The 15,035-nt window shown below is 70.5% G+C and carries 15 protein-coding genes; 6 read left to right on the top strand and 9 right to left on the bottom strand.

The genetic code is table 11. The features are described from left to right. Positions 1-67: 67 nt before the first annotated feature. The 3 genes from OF819_RS12990 (at position 68) to pknB (ending at position 5,068) form a co-directional block, all read left to right on the top strand. On the top strand, positions 68-1,375 hold the full coding sequence (locus OF819_RS12990; RefSeq protein WP_267243627.1) for an FtsW/RodA/SpoVE family cell cycle protein: 1,308 nt from the start codon (positions 68-70) through the stop codon (positions 1,373-1,375). Next, the gene (locus OF819_RS12985) at positions 1,372-2,835 is read left to right on the top strand and encodes a peptidoglycan D,D-transpeptidase FtsI family protein (RefSeq protein WP_267243626.1); all 1,464 of its coding nucleotides are present in this window, start codon (positions 1,372-1,374) and stop codon (positions 2,833-2,835) included. Before OF819_RS12990 ends, OF819_RS12985 begins: the two co-directional genes overlap by 4 nt. A gap of 199 nt (positions 2,836-3,034) precedes the next feature. Beyond that, positions 3,035-5,068, top strand: coding sequence for a Stk1 family PASTA domain-containing Ser/Thr kinase (pknB, locus tag OF819_RS12980; protein WP_267243625.1), 2,034 nt, complete (start codon positions 3,035-3,037; stop codon positions 5,066-5,068). 155 nt (positions 5,069-5,223) lie between these two features. Here the strand turns inward: pknB and OF819_RS12975 are convergent, their stop codons facing one another. From OF819_RS12975 to OF819_RS12950, 6 genes are all read right to left on the bottom strand, one after another. Continuing rightward, positions 5,224-5,910 carry a class E sortase gene (locus OF819_RS12975; protein ID WP_267243624.1) on the bottom strand — a complete coding sequence of 229 codons (687 nt, stop codon included), beginning with the start codon at positions 5,908-5,910 and terminating at the stop codon, positions 5,224-5,226. Between the two features lie 84 nt (positions 5,911-5,994). Beyond that, entirely contained in the window at positions 5,995-7,473 is a 1,479-nt protein-coding gene (locus tag OF819_RS12970) for a class E sortase (RefSeq protein ID WP_416370524.1), read from the bottom strand. A gap of 5 nt (positions 7,474-7,478) precedes the next feature. Then, positions 7,479-8,117, bottom strand: a complete 639-nt coding sequence (locus OF819_RS12965; RefSeq protein WP_267243622.1) for an aminodeoxychorismate/anthranilate synthase component II — start codon at positions 8,115-8,117, stop codon at positions 7,479-7,481. After that, positions 8,114-8,308 carry a hypothetical protein gene (locus OF819_RS12960; RefSeq protein WP_267243621.1) on the bottom strand — a complete coding sequence of 65 codons (195 nt, stop codon included), beginning with the start codon at positions 8,306-8,308 and terminating at the stop codon, positions 8,114-8,116. Before OF819_RS12960 ends, OF819_RS12965 begins: the two co-directional genes overlap by 4 nt. Positions 8,309-8,365: 57 nt before the next feature. After that, a complete protein-coding gene (locus OF819_RS12955) occupies positions 8,366-9,124 on the bottom strand; it encodes a class E sortase (RefSeq protein WP_267243620.1) in 759 nt (252 codons plus the stop codon). Positions 9,125-9,152: 28 nt separating this feature from the next. Next, positions 9,153-9,929: a DUF881 domain-containing protein gene (locus OF819_RS12950; protein WP_267243619.1), complete on the bottom strand. Its 777-nt coding sequence runs from the start codon at positions 9,927-9,929 to the stop codon at positions 9,153-9,155. Between the two features lie 141 nt (positions 9,930-10,070). Between OF819_RS12950 and crgA the strand changes: the two genes are divergently transcribed. Continuing rightward, positions 10,071-10,328, top strand: coding sequence for a cell division protein CrgA (gene crgA, locus OF819_RS12945; protein WP_267243618.1), 258 nt, complete (start codon positions 10,071-10,073; stop codon positions 10,326-10,328). A 367-nt stretch (positions 10,329-10,695) separates the two neighbouring features. Here crgA and OF819_RS12940 read toward each other — a convergent pair whose 3' ends face one another. Continuing rightward, positions 10,696-11,592 carry a rhomboid family intramembrane serine protease gene (locus tag OF819_RS12940; protein WP_267243617.1) on the bottom strand — a complete coding sequence of 299 codons (897 nt, stop codon included), beginning with the start codon at positions 11,590-11,592 and terminating at the stop codon, positions 10,696-10,698. Positions 11,593-11,744: 152 nt separating this feature from the next. Next, a complete protein-coding gene (locus OF819_RS12935; protein ID WP_267243616.1) occupies positions 11,745-12,278 on the bottom strand; it encodes a peptidylprolyl isomerase in 534 nt (177 codons plus the stop codon). Positions 12,279-12,561: 283 nt separating this feature from the next. Here OF819_RS12935 and OF819_RS12930 point away from each other — a divergent pair, with 283 nt between their 5' ends. Together OF819_RS12930 and OF819_RS12925 are read left to right on the top strand one after the other, a co-directional pair. Further along, positions 12,562-13,212, top strand: coding sequence for a DUF5324 family protein (locus OF819_RS12930; RefSeq protein WP_267243615.1), 651 nt, complete (start codon positions 12,562-12,564; stop codon positions 13,210-13,212). Between the two features lie 95 nt (positions 13,213-13,307). Beyond that, entirely contained in the window at positions 13,308-13,517 is a 210-nt protein-coding gene (locus tag OF819_RS12925; protein WP_267243614.1) for a hypothetical protein, read from the top strand. Positions 13,518-13,826: 309 nt separating this feature from the next. Here OF819_RS12925 and OF819_RS12920 read toward each other — a convergent pair whose 3' ends face one another. Continuing rightward, entirely contained in the window at positions 13,827-14,888 is a 1,062-nt protein-coding gene (locus OF819_RS12920; RefSeq protein ID WP_267243613.1) for a saccharopine dehydrogenase NADP-binding domain-containing protein, read from the bottom strand. Positions 14,889-15,035 lie beyond the last annotated feature (147 nt).

Here is a 15,035-nt window from a genome sequence, read left to right as displayed (position 1 = left end):
AGCACGGACGCGCGGAAGCCGCCGCAACACCGAACTGGCGCTGCTGGTCTTCGCCGTCGTCATCCCGGTGTTCGCGTACGCCAATGTCGGCCTCGCCCTCGACGGCGAGCTGCCGCCGGGCATGCTGGGCTACGGCCTCGGGCTCGGGCTGCTCGCCGGCGTGGCCCATCTGGCGGTGCGCAGGTTCGCCCGGTACGCCGATCCGCTGCTGCTGCCGCTGGCGGCGCTGCTCAACGGCCTCGGCCTGGTGGTCATCTGGCGGCTCGACCAGTCGCCCCGGCTGATCCGGCGCTCGGAGATCCTCTTCAAGAGCTTCAGCCCCGACGCCCCCAAGCAGCTGATGTACTCCGCGATCGGCATCGCGCTGTTCGTCGCGGTGCTGATGCTGCTCAAGGACCACCGGATTCTGCAGCGCTACACCTATATCTCCATGGCCGTGGCGCTGGTGCTGCTGGTCCTGCCGATGTTCTTCCCCGCCGTGAACGGCGCGAAGATCTGGATCAGCCTCGGCCCGTTCTCCATCCAGCCCGGCGAGTTCGCGAAGATCATCATCGCGGTCTTCTTCTCCGGCTATCTCATGGTGAAACGGGATGCGCTGGCGCTGGCCAGCCGCCGGTTCATGGGGCTCTATCTGCCGCGCGGCCGCGATCTGGGGCCGATCCTCGCGGTGTGGGCGATGTCCATTCTGATCCTGGTCTTCGAGACCGACCTGGGCACCTCGCTGCTGTTCTTCGGCCTCTTCGTGATCATGCTCTATGTGGCCACCGAGCGGACCAGCTGGATTGTGTTCGGCCTGCTGATGTCCGCGGCCGGCGCGGTCGGCGTCGCCAGCTTCGAGCCGCATGTCCAGCAGCGTGTGGAGTTCTGGCTCAACCCGTTCGCGGACGAGACCTGGGGGCAGAGCCAGCAGATCGGACAGGCCCTGATGTCCTTCGGCTCCGGGGGCACCCTGGGCACCGGCCTCGGCCAGGGCAACTCGGATCTGATCGGCTTCGCGGCCAACTCCGACTTCATCCTCTCCACCTTCGGCGAAGAGCTGGGCCTCGCCGGAATGATGGCGATCCTGATGATCTACGGGCTGATCGTCGAGCGGGGCGTGCGCACCGCCCTGGCCGCCCGCGACCCGTTCGGCAAGCTGCTGGCCATCGGCCTCTCCGGCGCCTTCGCCATCCAGGTGTTCGTGGTGGCCGGCGGTGTGATGGGCCTCATCCCGCTGACCGGCATGACGATGCCGTTCGTCGCCTACGGCGGCTCCTCGGTGCTCGCGAACTGGGCGCTGATCGCGATTCTGATCCGCATCAGCGACACCGCCCGCCGCCCCGCTCCCGCACCCGCCTCCCCCGACGCCGAGATGACCCAGGTGGTCCGACCGTGAACAAGCCCCTGCGCCGGATCGCGATCTTCTGCGGCTTCCTCGTCCTCGCCCTGCTCGTACGCACCAACTGGCTGCAGTATGTGGAGGCGGACTCCCTCAACACCCATGACCGCAACCGCCGTGTCCAGATCGAGCGGTACGCCCATGAGCGCGGCAACATCATCGTCGACGGCAAGCCCATCACCGGCTCCGTCGAGACCGACGACACGGACTTCACGTACAAGCGCACCTATGCCAACGGCCCCATGTGGGCGCCGGTGACCGGGTACGCCTCACAGGCCTTCGACGCCAACCAGATCGAGAAGCTTGAGGACGGCATCCTCAGCGGCAACTCGGACCAGCTGTTCTTCGACCGCACGATGGCGATGTTCACCGGCGACGAGAAGCGCGGCGGCAATGTCGTCACCACCCTCAGCGGGGCCGCGCAGAAGGCCGCGTACGAGGGTCTGGGCGACAAGAAGGGCGCGGTCGCCGCGATCGACCCGCAGACCGGGAAGATCCTGGCGCTGGCGTCCACGCCGTCGTACGACCCGTCGTCCTTCGCCGGGTACGGCAGCGAAGACGCCAAGGCGTGGAAGGCGCTGGAGGAGGACCCGGACAAGCCGAAGCTGAACCGCGCGCTGCGCGAGATCTACCCGCCCGGCTCCACCTTCAAGGTGGTCACCGCGGCCGCGGCGATCGAGGAAGGCAAAGTCGACGACATCCATGCGCCGACGGACACCCCCGACCCGTACATCCTGCCCAACACCCGCACCGAGATGGTCAACCATGCGCAGGGCTGTGAGAACGCCAGCCTGAACCGCGCCATGGAGGTCTCCTGCAACTCGGTCTTCGCCAAGCTCGGCGACGAGGTGACACGGGACAAGATGGTGGAGTACGCGGAGAAGTTCGGCTTCAACAACCCCAAGGTCGACACCCCGGTGCGCGCCGCCGCCTCCGTCTACGACAAGAAGATGGACCGGCCGGGCAACGCGCAGTCGGCGATCGGCCAGTTCAACACCGCCACCACGCCCCTGCAGATGGCCATGGTCACCGCGGCGATCGCCAACGACGGCAAGCTGATGCAGCCGTACATGATCGACAAGCTGGAGGCGCCCAACCTGGACGTCATCAAGAAGAACGAGCCTCAGGAGATGAGCCGGCCCATCTCCGCGAAGACGGCTCAGCTCGTCCAGGAGATGATGGAGAACGTCGTCACCAAGGGCACCGGCGGCAACGCGGCGATCGACGGCGTCACCGTCGGCGGCAAGACCGGCACCGCACAGCACGGCGTGGGCAACAAGAAGCGCCCGTACGCCTGGTTCATCTCGTACGCCAAGACCGACAGCGGGTCGCCGGTCGCGGTCGCGGTAATCGTCGAGGACTCGCAGGGCACCGCACGCGACGACATCAGCGGCGGCGGGCTCGCCGCGCCGATCGCCAAAGCCGTGATGCAGGCGGTCCTGGACGGCAAGAAGTGACACGGGCGCAGCGCCATGACACGGCACAGTGACGGACATCACGCGCGGCGGCTATACCTGCGCTTTGCGATACCGGTCGGGTATCAGCTGACGGCCGACGGCCGATCGGACGCGACACGCCCGGTACCGTATGCGCGAACAGCACACCGCCGGACCACACGCGGGTGCGGTCGGGACTGACGGAGAGGGCTGGAACAGTATGGAAGAGCCGCGTCGCCTCGGCGGCCGGTACGAACTGGGCTCGGTGCTCGGCCGCGGTGGCATGGCGGAGGTCTACCTCGCCCACGACACCCGGCTCGGCCGCACCGTCGCCGTGAAGACGCTGCGGGCCGACCTGGCCCGGGACCCGTCCTTCCAAGCCCGGTTCCGCCGTGAGGCCCAGTCCGCCGCCTCGCTCAACCACCCGGCGATCGTCGCGGTCTACGACACCGGCGAGGACTATGTTGACGGGGTCTCGATCCCGTACATCGTCATGGAGTACGTGGACGGCTCCACGCTGCGTGAACTGCTGCACTCCGGCCGCAAGCTGCTGCCGGAGCGCACCCTGGAGATGACCATCGGCATCCTCCAGGCGCTGGAGTACTCGCACCGCAACGGCATCGTCCACCGCGACATCAAGCCGGCCAATGTGATGCTGACCCGCACCGGGCAGGTCAAGGTCATGGACTTCGGCATCGCCCGCGCCATGGGCGACTCCGGCATGACCATGACGCAGACCGCGGCCGTGATCGGCACCGCCCAGTACCTCTCCCCGGAGCAGGCCAAGGGTGAGACGGTCGACGCCCGCTCGGATCTGTACTCCACCGGCTGTCTGCTGTACGAGCTGCTCACCGTGCGTCCGCCGTTCATCGGGGACTCCCCGGTCGCGGTGGCCTATCAGCATGTCCGGGAGGAGCCGCAGCCGCCCAGCGCCTTCGACCCCGAGATCACGCCCGCCATGGACGCGATCGTGCTGAAGGCCCTGGTCAAGGACCCGGACTACCGCTATCAGTCCGCCGATGAGATGCGCGCGGACATCGAGGCGTGCCTGGACGGGCAGCCGGTCGCGGCGACGGCCGCGCTGGGCTCGGTCGGCTACGGCGGCGGATACGCCCCCGAGGACCAGCCGACCGCGGCGCTGCGCCAGGCCGACCCGGCGGCCGGCCAGACCTCCATGCTTCCGCCGCTGAACCCGGACGACGGGGGCTTCGGCGGCTATGACGACCGCCAGGACCGCCGCGGCTCGGGCGGCGGGCGGCGCAGGTCCCACACGTCCACGGTGCTGCTGGTCGTCGCGGGCATTCTGGTGCTCGTCGGCGCGCTGCTGATCGGCCGGGAGGTCTTCGGCCAGGAGAAGGGCGGCAGCGAGGTCACGGTGCCGTCGCTCGTCGGCCTCACCCTCCAGGAGGCCCAGGACAGGGCGGAGAACGCCCGCGTCAATGTGACCCAGTCCGGCACGGACCGCTGCGACCAGCCCAAGGACACCATCTGCAGCCAGAACCCGGAGAGCGGGACGATGAAGGAGGGCGAGACCGTCCAGGTCGTCGTCTCCGAGGGCGCGCCGCTGGTCGAGGTCCCGGACGTCGTCGACAAGGACGTGGACCGGGCGAAGGAGCTGCTGGAGGGCAAGGACTTCAAGGTCGAGGTCGTCCAGGTCGAGAACGGCGACGAGGACCCGGGCACGGTGCTGAAGCAGGACCCGAAGGGCACTGTGAAGGCCGAGAAGGGCACCAAGGTCACGCTGACGGTCGCCAAGCAGGCGACCCGGGATGTGCCCAGGGTCGTCGGCAACCAGTTCGAGGCGGCGAAGGCCCAGCTGGAAACGCTCCAGTTCGAGGTGGAGCGGGTGGACGTCGACTCCGACAAGCCGCAGGGCGAGGTCATCTCCCAGAACCCGACCGGCAACTCCAGCGCCCCCAAGGGCAGCAAGGTGACCCTGCAGGTCTCCAAGGGACCGCAGACCCAGCAGGTTCCGGTTCCGCAGATCGTGGGCAAGACGGTCGACCAGGCCAAGCAGATGCTGGGCCAGGCCGGCTTCACGACCATCCAGTTCGAGCAGGGCAGCTCGCAGGACGGCGACGCCCTGGTCGTCAGCTCGGACCCGCAGCCCGGCACCCCGGTCGACCCGGCTGCCACCACCGTGAAGGTCCGGACGATCGGCGGCAGCGGCGGCGACGACGGCGGAGGCGGAAACGGCGGGGGCGACAACGGCGGAGGCGGCTTCATCGGCGGCTTCCGCGGCGGGGACGACTGACGCACCCGCCCCGTGTGACAAAGCGCGCCGGGCGGGCTGGATTTCCAGCCCGCCCGGCGCGCTTTTGACGACCGGGTCCGGGGAGTCCGGGGGCTTGGGAGTCCGGCGGTGCGGGAGTCCGGCGGTCCGGGAGTCCGGGGCGGGGCCCCGGGTGATCAGCGCAGCTCCTCCGGCGGGGTGCGCTGCGCGTCGACCTTCTCCGTGCGGTCCAGTTCGCCCCACACGATGTAGCGGTAATCCGAGGTGTACATCGGCGTGCAGGTCGTCAGCGTGATGTAGCGGCCCGGCCCGGTCTTGCCCGACTCCTTGGGCACCGGCTGGAGCACGTCCACGTTGTACTTGGAGGTCTCCGGGAGCGTTTCGTAGACCTTGTAGACGTACCAGGTGTCCTTGGTCTCGAAGACGATCGGGTCGCCGTCCTTCAGCTTGTGGATGTTGTGGAACTTCGCCCCGTGGCCGTCGCGGTGTGCGGCGAGGGTGAAGTTGCCCTGCTTGTCCCAGGGGAGGGCCGACTCGATCGGGTCGGTGTAGTAGCCCGCGATGCCGTTGTTGAGTTCGTCGGGCTCGGTGCCCTTCTTCACCAGCACCTCGCCGTTGCCCATCGCCGGGACGTGGAGGAAGCCGATGCCGTCCTTGGTGTCAAGACCGACCGGCTCGCCCGGCGCGCTGCTCGCCCAGTCCTCGCGCACCTGGTCGCCCTGTTTGGCCGCTTCCCGGTCGGCCAGCACATTCGTCCACCACAGCGAGTAGACGACGAAGAGCCCCAGCACCACGCCGGCTGTGATCAGCAGCTCTCCGAAGACGCTGATGACGCCGGCGATCCGGCTTCGTGCACGTGCCACTGCACCCGTTTCCCGTCTCGGTGTTGACGTTCGTTCTGACGCTTGAGCTTGAGCTTGATGCTTGAGCTTGGCGCTCATGAGATCTCAGCCGACGAGCGCGTCCGGTTTGCCCTTGCTGCGCGGCCGTTCCTCGACCATCTTGCCCCACACGATCATTCGATAGGTACTCGTGAATTCGGGGGTGCAGGTGGTCAGCGTGATGTAGCGGCCCGGCCCGGTGAAGCCCGAGCCCGGCGGCACCGGACTGATCACGGCCACATTCGCCGGGGAGGTCTGCGGCAGGATGCTCGTCATCTCATAGGTGTAGTAGGCGTCCCGTGTCTCGACGACGATCGGATCACCCGGCTTGAGGCGGTTGACATAGCGGAACGGCTCGCCGTGGGTGTTGCGGTGGCCGGCGACCGCGAAATTGCCCGTCTTGTCCGAGGGCATGGCCGTCTTCAGCGACCCTTCGGCGTAGTGGCCGATCATCCCGCGGTCGAGCACCTTGTGCTTGTCGATGCCTTCGGCGATCGGGACGACCACGTCCAGCTTCGGGATATACATGATCGCGAAGCCCTGGCCCGGCTCGAACTGCCCCGGGTCGCGCCCCTCGGCCCAGTTCTCCTGGATCTTGCTGGCCTCCTTGTCGGCCTGCTGATTGGCGAGCACATTCGTCCACCAGAGCTGATAGGTGACGAACAGCAGCATCAGCACCCCGCAGGTGATGAACAGCTCTCCGAGGGCCCGGCTCGCGATGACGGCCGGGCTGTCCTTCTGCGCACGCGCCAGCCGCCGGGCCTCCACACGCGACAGCGGCCGCCCGTCCGGGCCCGCCCCGGACTGCGGGGACGGCGCTCCCGCCGGGCCGGCCCGCCGGCGGCCCCTGCCCTTGGCCGCCCTGCGCCGCTCGGCCCTGCCGGGGCCGGAGGGGACGGGGTACGCCTCCCCTGCGGCATTCGGCCCGGCAGTGTGCAGCGCTGTCGTCTCGCCGCCGGGCACGACCGCGTCGAGTACGGCGGTGTCGTCGGGCGCGGGACCGGCGTCCGCCTCGGAGCCGGACGCCGGGACGGGTCCGGCGGCGGCGCGCGGCCCCGGCACGCCCTGGCGCGGGTCCTCGGGCATCGACCGGTCCGTGTACGGCGGCATGCGCCCGGCCGCGGGTCCGGCTCCCGGGCCGGGTCCCGCTCCCGGACCTGTTCCGGAACCAGGTACGGGCGCAGGGGCGGGTCCGGCCCCCGGTTCCGCGGCGGCGCCGAACGCCGCCGCCGTACCGGCCCCCGAGGTGTCGCCGTATCCGGCCGCCTGTCCCTGAGCGCCGGGCGTCAGTCGCTGGGGGTCCTGCTGAGGCGGGCCGTACCAGTCGCGCTCGTAGCCCTCGGGGTCGTACCACTCCTGAGGCGGCGGCTCCTGCTGCGCCGGGATGTTCCCCGCACGGAACCACGGCGAGCCCTGAGGGCCGTGGGCGGCCTGTCCGCCGTCCGCCCCCGCCTCCAGGGGGCCCGGCGACAGGTCCGGCAGCGGGTCCGTCAGCGGGTCGAATTCACGCTCGCGCCCATGCTCCTGCTCGTGCCCGGGGCGCATCGCGCTCACGCCACAGCCTTGCCCACCACCGGTGCCAGACCTGCCGAACGGCCGACCGCCCCGGTGTCGCCGCACTGCTCCAGCCAGTTGGCGAGCATCAGATGGCCGTGCTCGGTCAGCACCGACTCGGGGTGGAACTGCACGCCCTCCACGGCCTTGTCACGGTGGCGCAGGCCCATGATGATGCCGTCCGCCGTCCAGGCCGTGACCTCCAGCTCGGCCGGCAGCTCGCCCGGCTTGGCGGCCAGCGAGTGGTAGCGGGTCGCGGTGAAGGGCGAGGGCAGCCCGGCGAACACGCCCTTGCCCTCGTGGGTGACGGAGGACGTCTTGCCGTGCAGCAGCTCGGGGGCGCGGTCCACCACTCCTCCGTACGCCACGGCCATCGACTGCATCCCCAGGCAGACGCCGAAGACGGGGACGCGCGTCTCAGCGCAGTGCCGCACCATGTCGACGCAGACGCCCGCCTGCTCGGGCGCGCCGGGGCCGGGGGAGAGCAGCACGCCGTCGAAGCCGTCCTGCGCATGGGCGAGGGCCACTTCGTCGTTGCGCACGACCTCGCACTCGGCGCCCAGCTGGTACAGGTACTGGACGAGGTTGAAGACAAAGCTGTCGTAGTTGTCCACGACGAGAATGCGCGCGCTCACTGGTCCGCTCCTGCCGTTCCCGCTGCGGCGCCTTCGCCGTCCACCGTCACATCGCCGAACGGCAGCAGCGGCTCCGCCCAGGGGAAGACGTATTGGAACAGCACATAGACGACCGCGAGGAACAGCACGAGGGAGATGAAGGCCCGCACCCATGCGTTGCCCGGCAGATGCCGCCAGATCCAGCCGTACATGCCGTCCCTTTCCGTTCGGTACGGGCACCAGACTAAAGGGCCGCACGGGCCTGTGGGTCAGCTGTGGACAGCTTGCGGCCCGCCGTCCCCCACAGGGGCCTTCGCCTCCAGCCGCGCCCAGGCGATCAGCCGGTGGCTGCTGCCCCACTCGGGGTCGCAGGTGGTGAGCGTGAGATAGCGCCCGGGGCCGTCGAAGGGCGCCGCGCCGGTCCGCAGCGGCCGCGGCACCGGCTCGACGACGCCCACGTCGGAGGGGACGGTCCGGTACGGCCGGGCGACGACGCGGTACGTGTACCGGGTCGTCCCGTCGTCCAGCAGCACGGCGTCCCCGGCGCGCAGCTCGGGGAATTCCCTGAACGGGTCCCCGTAGGTGCGCCGGTGTCCGGCGACGGCGACATTGCCCCGCTCGCCGGGGCGGGCGGTCGAGGGGTAGTGCCCGAGCCCCTTCTTGAGGACGTCCGGGCTGGCCCCCTGGAGGACCGGCCACTCCCAGCCGTCGCCGAAGCGGGGGATGCGCATCACCGCGAAGGGCTCGCCGTGCTCGTACGGGCCGGCAGACGGGGCCGGGGCGGTGGCCGACGGGTTCGCCGCGGCCTCGGGCCGGGCGGACGGCGGCGACGGCCCGGCCCCCGGCGGCGACGGCTGCGACCAGCGCTTCTCCAGCCGGTCGAGCTGGTCGCCGACGGCGCCGTCGGCCTTGACGCCCGTCCACATCAGGACATACGCGACGAACAGCAGCAGCACTGCGCCGACCGTGACGCAGATCTCACTGAGAATCCCGACGAACAGCCGGGTGAGGCGTGTCCGGAGCGGCACCGCTGCCCCCCTGCTCCTGCGGCCCGGGCTACTCCGCGGGCTTCACGGGCTCCGCGTGGTGGAGGTCCACTGTGCCCGAGTAGCCGGGAAGAGTCACCGCCTTGTGCTCGTCGACTTTCCAGCCGAGGCCGTACGCCTTCACATACAGCTGGTAGTTCTGCACCGCGGGCGACCCGGCAAGAGCCGCCTCCAGCTTCCCGCGGTCGCCGACCGCCGTGACCTTGTACGGCGGGGAGTAGACCCGGCCCTGCAGGATGAGCGTGTTGCCGACGCAGCGCACGGCGCTGGTAGAGATCAGCCGCTGGTCCATGACGCGGATGCCCTCGGCCCCGCCCTGCCACAGCGCATTGACCACGGCCTGCAGATCCTGCTGGTGGATGACCAGGTCATTGGGCTGGGGCTCGGGGTAGCCGGGGGCTGCCTGGGCGTTCGGCGGGGCGTCTGTCAAGGTGACGGTGAGGCCCTCGCCGCTCACCTCCTGTGTGCCGGCGGCCCGCTCCAGGGCGCCGAGCCTCTCGTCTTCCGCCCTGGTGGAGCCGTCGTCACGCTCTGCGAGGGCCTCCACATCCCCGCGCACGGCCGATGTGGACGCCTCAAGCTCACCGTTGCGGTCGCTGCGCTGCTGGATCAGATCGGAGAGCTTCAGCAGGGAGTCGTCGGTGCGGATGTCGGTACCCTTGGCCGTGTTGAAGCTGGTCACGAAGATCAGCCCGGCCAGGGCGAAAACGCCGGCGGTGAGCAGCCGGACAGGACGCCACACCGGGCGTCTGACCGGCCCTTGCGGGGAGTCGGCAGAATTGCTCAACGTACCCTTACTCCTTACGGCGCCATGGAAGCACTACGCTAACGGACGCCCGGGGGAGCCAGGAGTCCCCCTCGCTCCAGCCCCGGCGCCAGCCACAGTTCCCCCGCGCGGTCACGCAGCGCATCGACAGGAGAGTCCCTCGTGCCGAAGTCACGGATCCGCAAGAAGGCCGACTTCACACCGCCGCCCTCTTCGAAGCAGGCGACCAGCATCAAGCTGACCAGCCGCAGCTGGGTGGCTCCGGTGATGCTGGCGCTGTTCCTGATCGGGCTCGCCTGGATCGTTCTCTTCTATGTGACCGAGGGCAGCCTTCCGATCAAGAGCTTCGGCAACTGGAATATCGTCGTGGGCTTCGGCTTCATCGCCGCGGGCTTCGGCGTGTCCACTCAGTGGAAGTAGCGGCGGGAAGCAGCGGCAGAAAGCGGCGACGGCGGCGGCCATGGCGGCGGCAGTAGCCGATCCGCAGTCCGCCCGTCAAGCCATCCCCAGAGTTATCCACAGGGCTGTCCACAGTCCAGTGGAAAGGTCAGACGATCTGTGGATAACTTCCGGGATGTTGACGCCGGCGGGACCGTGCGGACGCGGCCGCCGGGCGGCCCGGGCCGCCTCCGTCACCGCCGGGCCCGCCCAGGCAGAACCCAGCAAAACGCCACAAAGCGAGGGGCGGCGCAGAGCAACCCGGATCAGCGACCCCGGGCACGGCCGTTCCCCACGGCATGCACAGGATCCGCCACACGCTGTGGACAACTCTGGGGAAAGGTCCCGCTCAGCTGAGCGCCATCGTCCGCGCCACCGCCATGACGACGGCCGTGAGCAGCACTGCTCCACAGGTGACCGTCTGCACCAGAGTGCGGTGGGCACGCGGGGCGTGGATCATGCCGTAGGCGATGATCACACCAGCGACCAGACCGCCGACATGGGCCTCCCAGGCGATGATGTCCTGGTAGCGGAAGGTGATGAAGAGGTTCAGCGCCAGCAGGACCAGGATCGGCCGCATGTCGTAGCGGAACCGGCGCATCAGCACGACGGTCGCGCCGAGCAGCCCGAAGATCGCTCCTGAGGCGCCGAGCGAGGGCTGGTTCGGCGCGTTGAGCAGATAGGTCAGCGCATTGCCGGCCAGGCCGGACAGCAGATAGAGCGCCAGATAGCGCACTCTGCCGAGGGCCTCCTCCAGGGACCGGCCGAGCCACCACAGCCCCAGCATGTTGAAGCCGATGTGCCAGATCTGCTCATGCAGGAACATCGAGGTGATCAGCCGGTACCACTCGCCGTCGACGACGCCGACCACCTCGCCGAGGCGGGGGTCGATGGCGTATCCGATCAGCGTCAGCCGGTGGACGAGATCGTCGACGGCCAGGACGGCGATGAAGACGGCGGCGTTGACCGCCAGCAGAATCTTGGTGACCAGATGCGGATCGGCCGCGACCGTGCCGCCGGCGATCGTCCGGGGACGGCTGGCGCCCGGGGCGTGGCCCGTGCCGGAACCGGTCCTGACGCACTCGGGGCACTGGAACCCGACCGAGGCGCTGACCATGCAGTCCGTGCAGATCGGCCGCTCGCAGCGGGTGCAGGTGATGCCGGTCTCCCGGCCCGGATGCCGGTAGCAGCCCGGCAGGCCATGCGTGCCCCGGGGCTCCTGCGGGCTGCCTGGTGCCTGGTCCATGATCCCCTCGATCTCCGCCGGTCTTGTGGGCTCAACACACCGCCCCGTCCATCCTTACGGATGACCGGGGCGTTTTGGTTCCCCTGTGGACAATCGGGGACCCACAGGCCAGCCCATGCCTCTCGGGCCTCTCGGGGCGCGGCTCCCGACAGTCAGCTCGTACGGGTCTCCACGACCACGGACTCGATCACCACATCCTCCACCGGCCGCTTGGTGTGCGGGTTCGTCTCGACGGCCGCGATGGCGTCCACCACCTTCTTGCCGGCCTCCGTGGACACCTCGCCGAAGATGGTGTGCTTGCGGGTCAGCCAGGCGGTGGGCGCCACCGTGATGAAGAACTGCGAGCCGTTGGTGTTCGGGCCCGCGTTGGCCATCGCCAGCAGATACGGACGGTCGAAGGCGAGGTCCGGATGGAACTCGTCCTGGAACTCATAGCCGGGGCCGCCCGTGCCGTTGCCCAGCGGATCCCCGCCCTGGATCATGAAATCTTTGATCACCCGGTGGAAGACGGTGCCGTCGAAGAGCGGGCCCGAAGACTTCCTGCCGGTCGCCGGATGGGTCCATTCGCGGCCGCCCTGGGCCAGTTCCACGAAGTTCTTGACCGTCCTGGGCGCGTGGTTCGGCAGGAGCCTCAGCTCGATGTCGCCCCGGCTGGTCCTGAGAGTGGCGTAAAGCTGCTCGGCCACGGTCTGCCTTCCCTCGTCCCCTTGACTCCTGCGACGATCCTCGCACGGAAGGGCCCGGGAAAGGGGCATGCGCCGGCCCGCCGCGGGGACCCGGGGGTGCGAAGGTCCCGCCGGCGCGCCCGGCGTGTGCGGGCCGCGCCAGCGCGGGTGCATGACCCGGATGCCCGTACCGCATGCCCGGAGCGCGGGCAGCGGGCATGATTCTCAGCGGACGGACAGCTGCATTTCCGCCGAACCCGGGACAAGTCCCAGGCCCAGCACGCCACCGAGGAGGAGGATCCCTGTGACCCGCAAGGACAGCGTGCGCTCCGCGACGTCTGCGGCGAAGGACAGTGTCCGGCACGCCGCGGAAGCGGTGGCCCCTTATGCCGGCACGGCGAAGGACCAGGCGTCGCACTATGCGCAGCTCTATGCGCACGAGGCCCGCGCAAGATACGGGCCGAAGCTCGCCCGGGCCGCGCACGAGGCCGGCCGCCAGGCCCGCGTCCAGTACGGCGCCCATGTCGCCCCGCATGTCCCGCCGCGGGTGGACGAAGCCGCGCACCGGGCCGCCTCAGGGGCCAGGAAGGCGGCGCGGCAGGCGGCGGACTACACCGTTCCGCGCATCGAGCACGCCAGGGCCGCGGCCCAGCCGGTGCGCGAGGAGGCGGCGGCCCGCTCGGCCGCCGCACTGGCGGCGCTGCGCAGCCCGGTGACGGCGCAGGAGATCCACAAGCTGGCGAGGAAGCACGAGCGCCGCTCCCGGGCCGGGCGTCTCGCCAAGGGGTTCGCGGTCTTCGGTGTGCTGTTCGGCGGGGCGGTGGCCGTCTGGAAGTGGTGGGACAGACAGGCCAACCCCGACTGGCTGGTGGAGCCGCCCGCGGCCACGGAGGTCGACGAGACCCAGGTGACCTCGGTGGACGGCAGCGAACCGGGCGGCGGAGCAGAACGCTGACCCCGCCGCCCGGTCCTGTGTGACTCACCCCCGTTGTGTCCGGCCCACCGGCCTTATGCGCACAGGTGAGTCAGCGCCTTCCGGAGCCCCAGGCCGTGGCGTCCATGGAGGTGCGGTTCACGGACGACCACGGCACGGGCCCGTTCCCGGACGGCCGCGCAGCCGGGGGCGGACAGCACAGGCTGCGCCTGTCGGATCGAGGCGAGCAGAGCCGCGTTGAGCCCGTTGATCGCGTCAAGGACCTGCTCTCCCGCTCCGGGTCCTCGATCGGCGCCCCGGTGATCCACTTGGCTGCGGCGACCTGATCGGCTGTCATGACCCGCTCCGCGGCATGGCGCACGAGCAGGGCGACTGCGTGGTGCCGCACCGGCCCGGCGTGTACTGATCCATGGCGGACGGCCCCGGCGGCAGCGGCAGCGGCGGCGGGGCGGCGTGGGCCGTCGGGGCGATCCCCGATGTGACGGCGAGCGCGGCTCCGGCTGCGAGGCGCGAAGACGGCAGTTGCGAGTCCTCGCCCCGCCGCCCGAAACGGGCTGGACGTCAAGCGGCCGGAACCTCTCCCCCGCGGACAGGACCGTGTCCGTCCCGGAAGCCGAGGCCAGCCGGGGCGTCCGTCAGGCGAGTACGGCGTCGAGGCGGGCCGCCCTGGCCGCGAGGTCGTCCACCGCGATGGGGTCGGCCAGGTCCGGTGCGAGGCGGGCGACGGCCCGGCGGGCGGCCTCGGTGAGATGGACGGCGCCGTCGTCGTCGATGCGGTCGACGCCGTCGCCCGCGGCCATGCGCTCGTTGAAGGCGATCGCGTCGGCTTCACAGACTCCGGGCGGGAGGTCCAGGGTGACGGCGCCGTCGGCGATGCGGACCGGATAGCCGCCGGGCAGGCCCCCCGGCGAGGCGGTGGAATGGCGCAGCGGGGCGGCGCCGGGCAGCAGCGCCTCAAGGACCGGGAGGACCGCGGCCGCGGTGACGACGTTGTAGCGCGGTCCGGGTGCGAGCGGCGGCGCCTGGTAGGCCAGCGAGTCGTCCCGTTCCCCGTCCTCGCCGAGGTGGACGCGGCAGCGCTGCCCGGGGTCGGCGGGCTGCCGGGCCTGCATGACGTCGAACACCTGGGCGTGGTGCCCGAGTACGCGGATCAGCGGCGTGGGCCGGTCCGGGTGCGCGGCGCGCAGGGCCGCGCGCACCCGCAGCTGCATCATGGCGGCGTTGCCCAGGCCGAGGGTGGGCGCCAGGCCGAGGCGGGCGAGGACCGGTCCTGTCACATCGGGGAAGGACAGGTTCGCCACGGGCCCGGTGTGGCCGGCCGCGCGGACAGCCCGCATGACGTTCAGGATGAGCGGCAGCTGATAGGGCAGTCGCAGGCCGAGACCCGCGGCGGTGACGGCACGGGCCGCGGCGTCGTCGCGGCCCGACATCGCCCACGGGCTGCGCAGCGAGGCGCAGTGCACGACCAGGTCGGGGCGGGCGGCGGCCAGCAGTTCTGCCACCTCGTCCTGCCGGGTCGCATCGAGCGGCGCCGCCTCGACCCGGCAGTCGCGGGCGCTGGCCACGGTCGCCGCCACGGCGTCGCGCGCGGATGACCGGCCGGCCACCAGCAGCCGCCCGACCCGGCCGCCGGCGGCCAGCCCGTCCGCGACCCGCTCGCCCATGTCGCCTGCGCCGATGATCAGCACTGTGGTCATACGGCGATCGTAGACGACGGCCTTGTCCGCCGCGGGAGTTGGGGCCCTGGGGCCCCGCGGTGCTCCCCGGGCCCGGGGCCCCTGCTCCCCGGGCCCCGCGGTGTGCCTTTGGGGGTGATGCGCATGTGTCTCAAGTCGTAGACCCCG

Origin of the sequence: Streptomyces sp. PR69 (genome assembly GCF_026420845.1) — a bacterium.
GTDB lineage: Bacteria > Actinomycetota > Actinomycetes > Streptomycetales > Streptomycetaceae > Streptomyces.
This window is presented reverse-complemented; position numbering and strand designations above follow the sequence as displayed.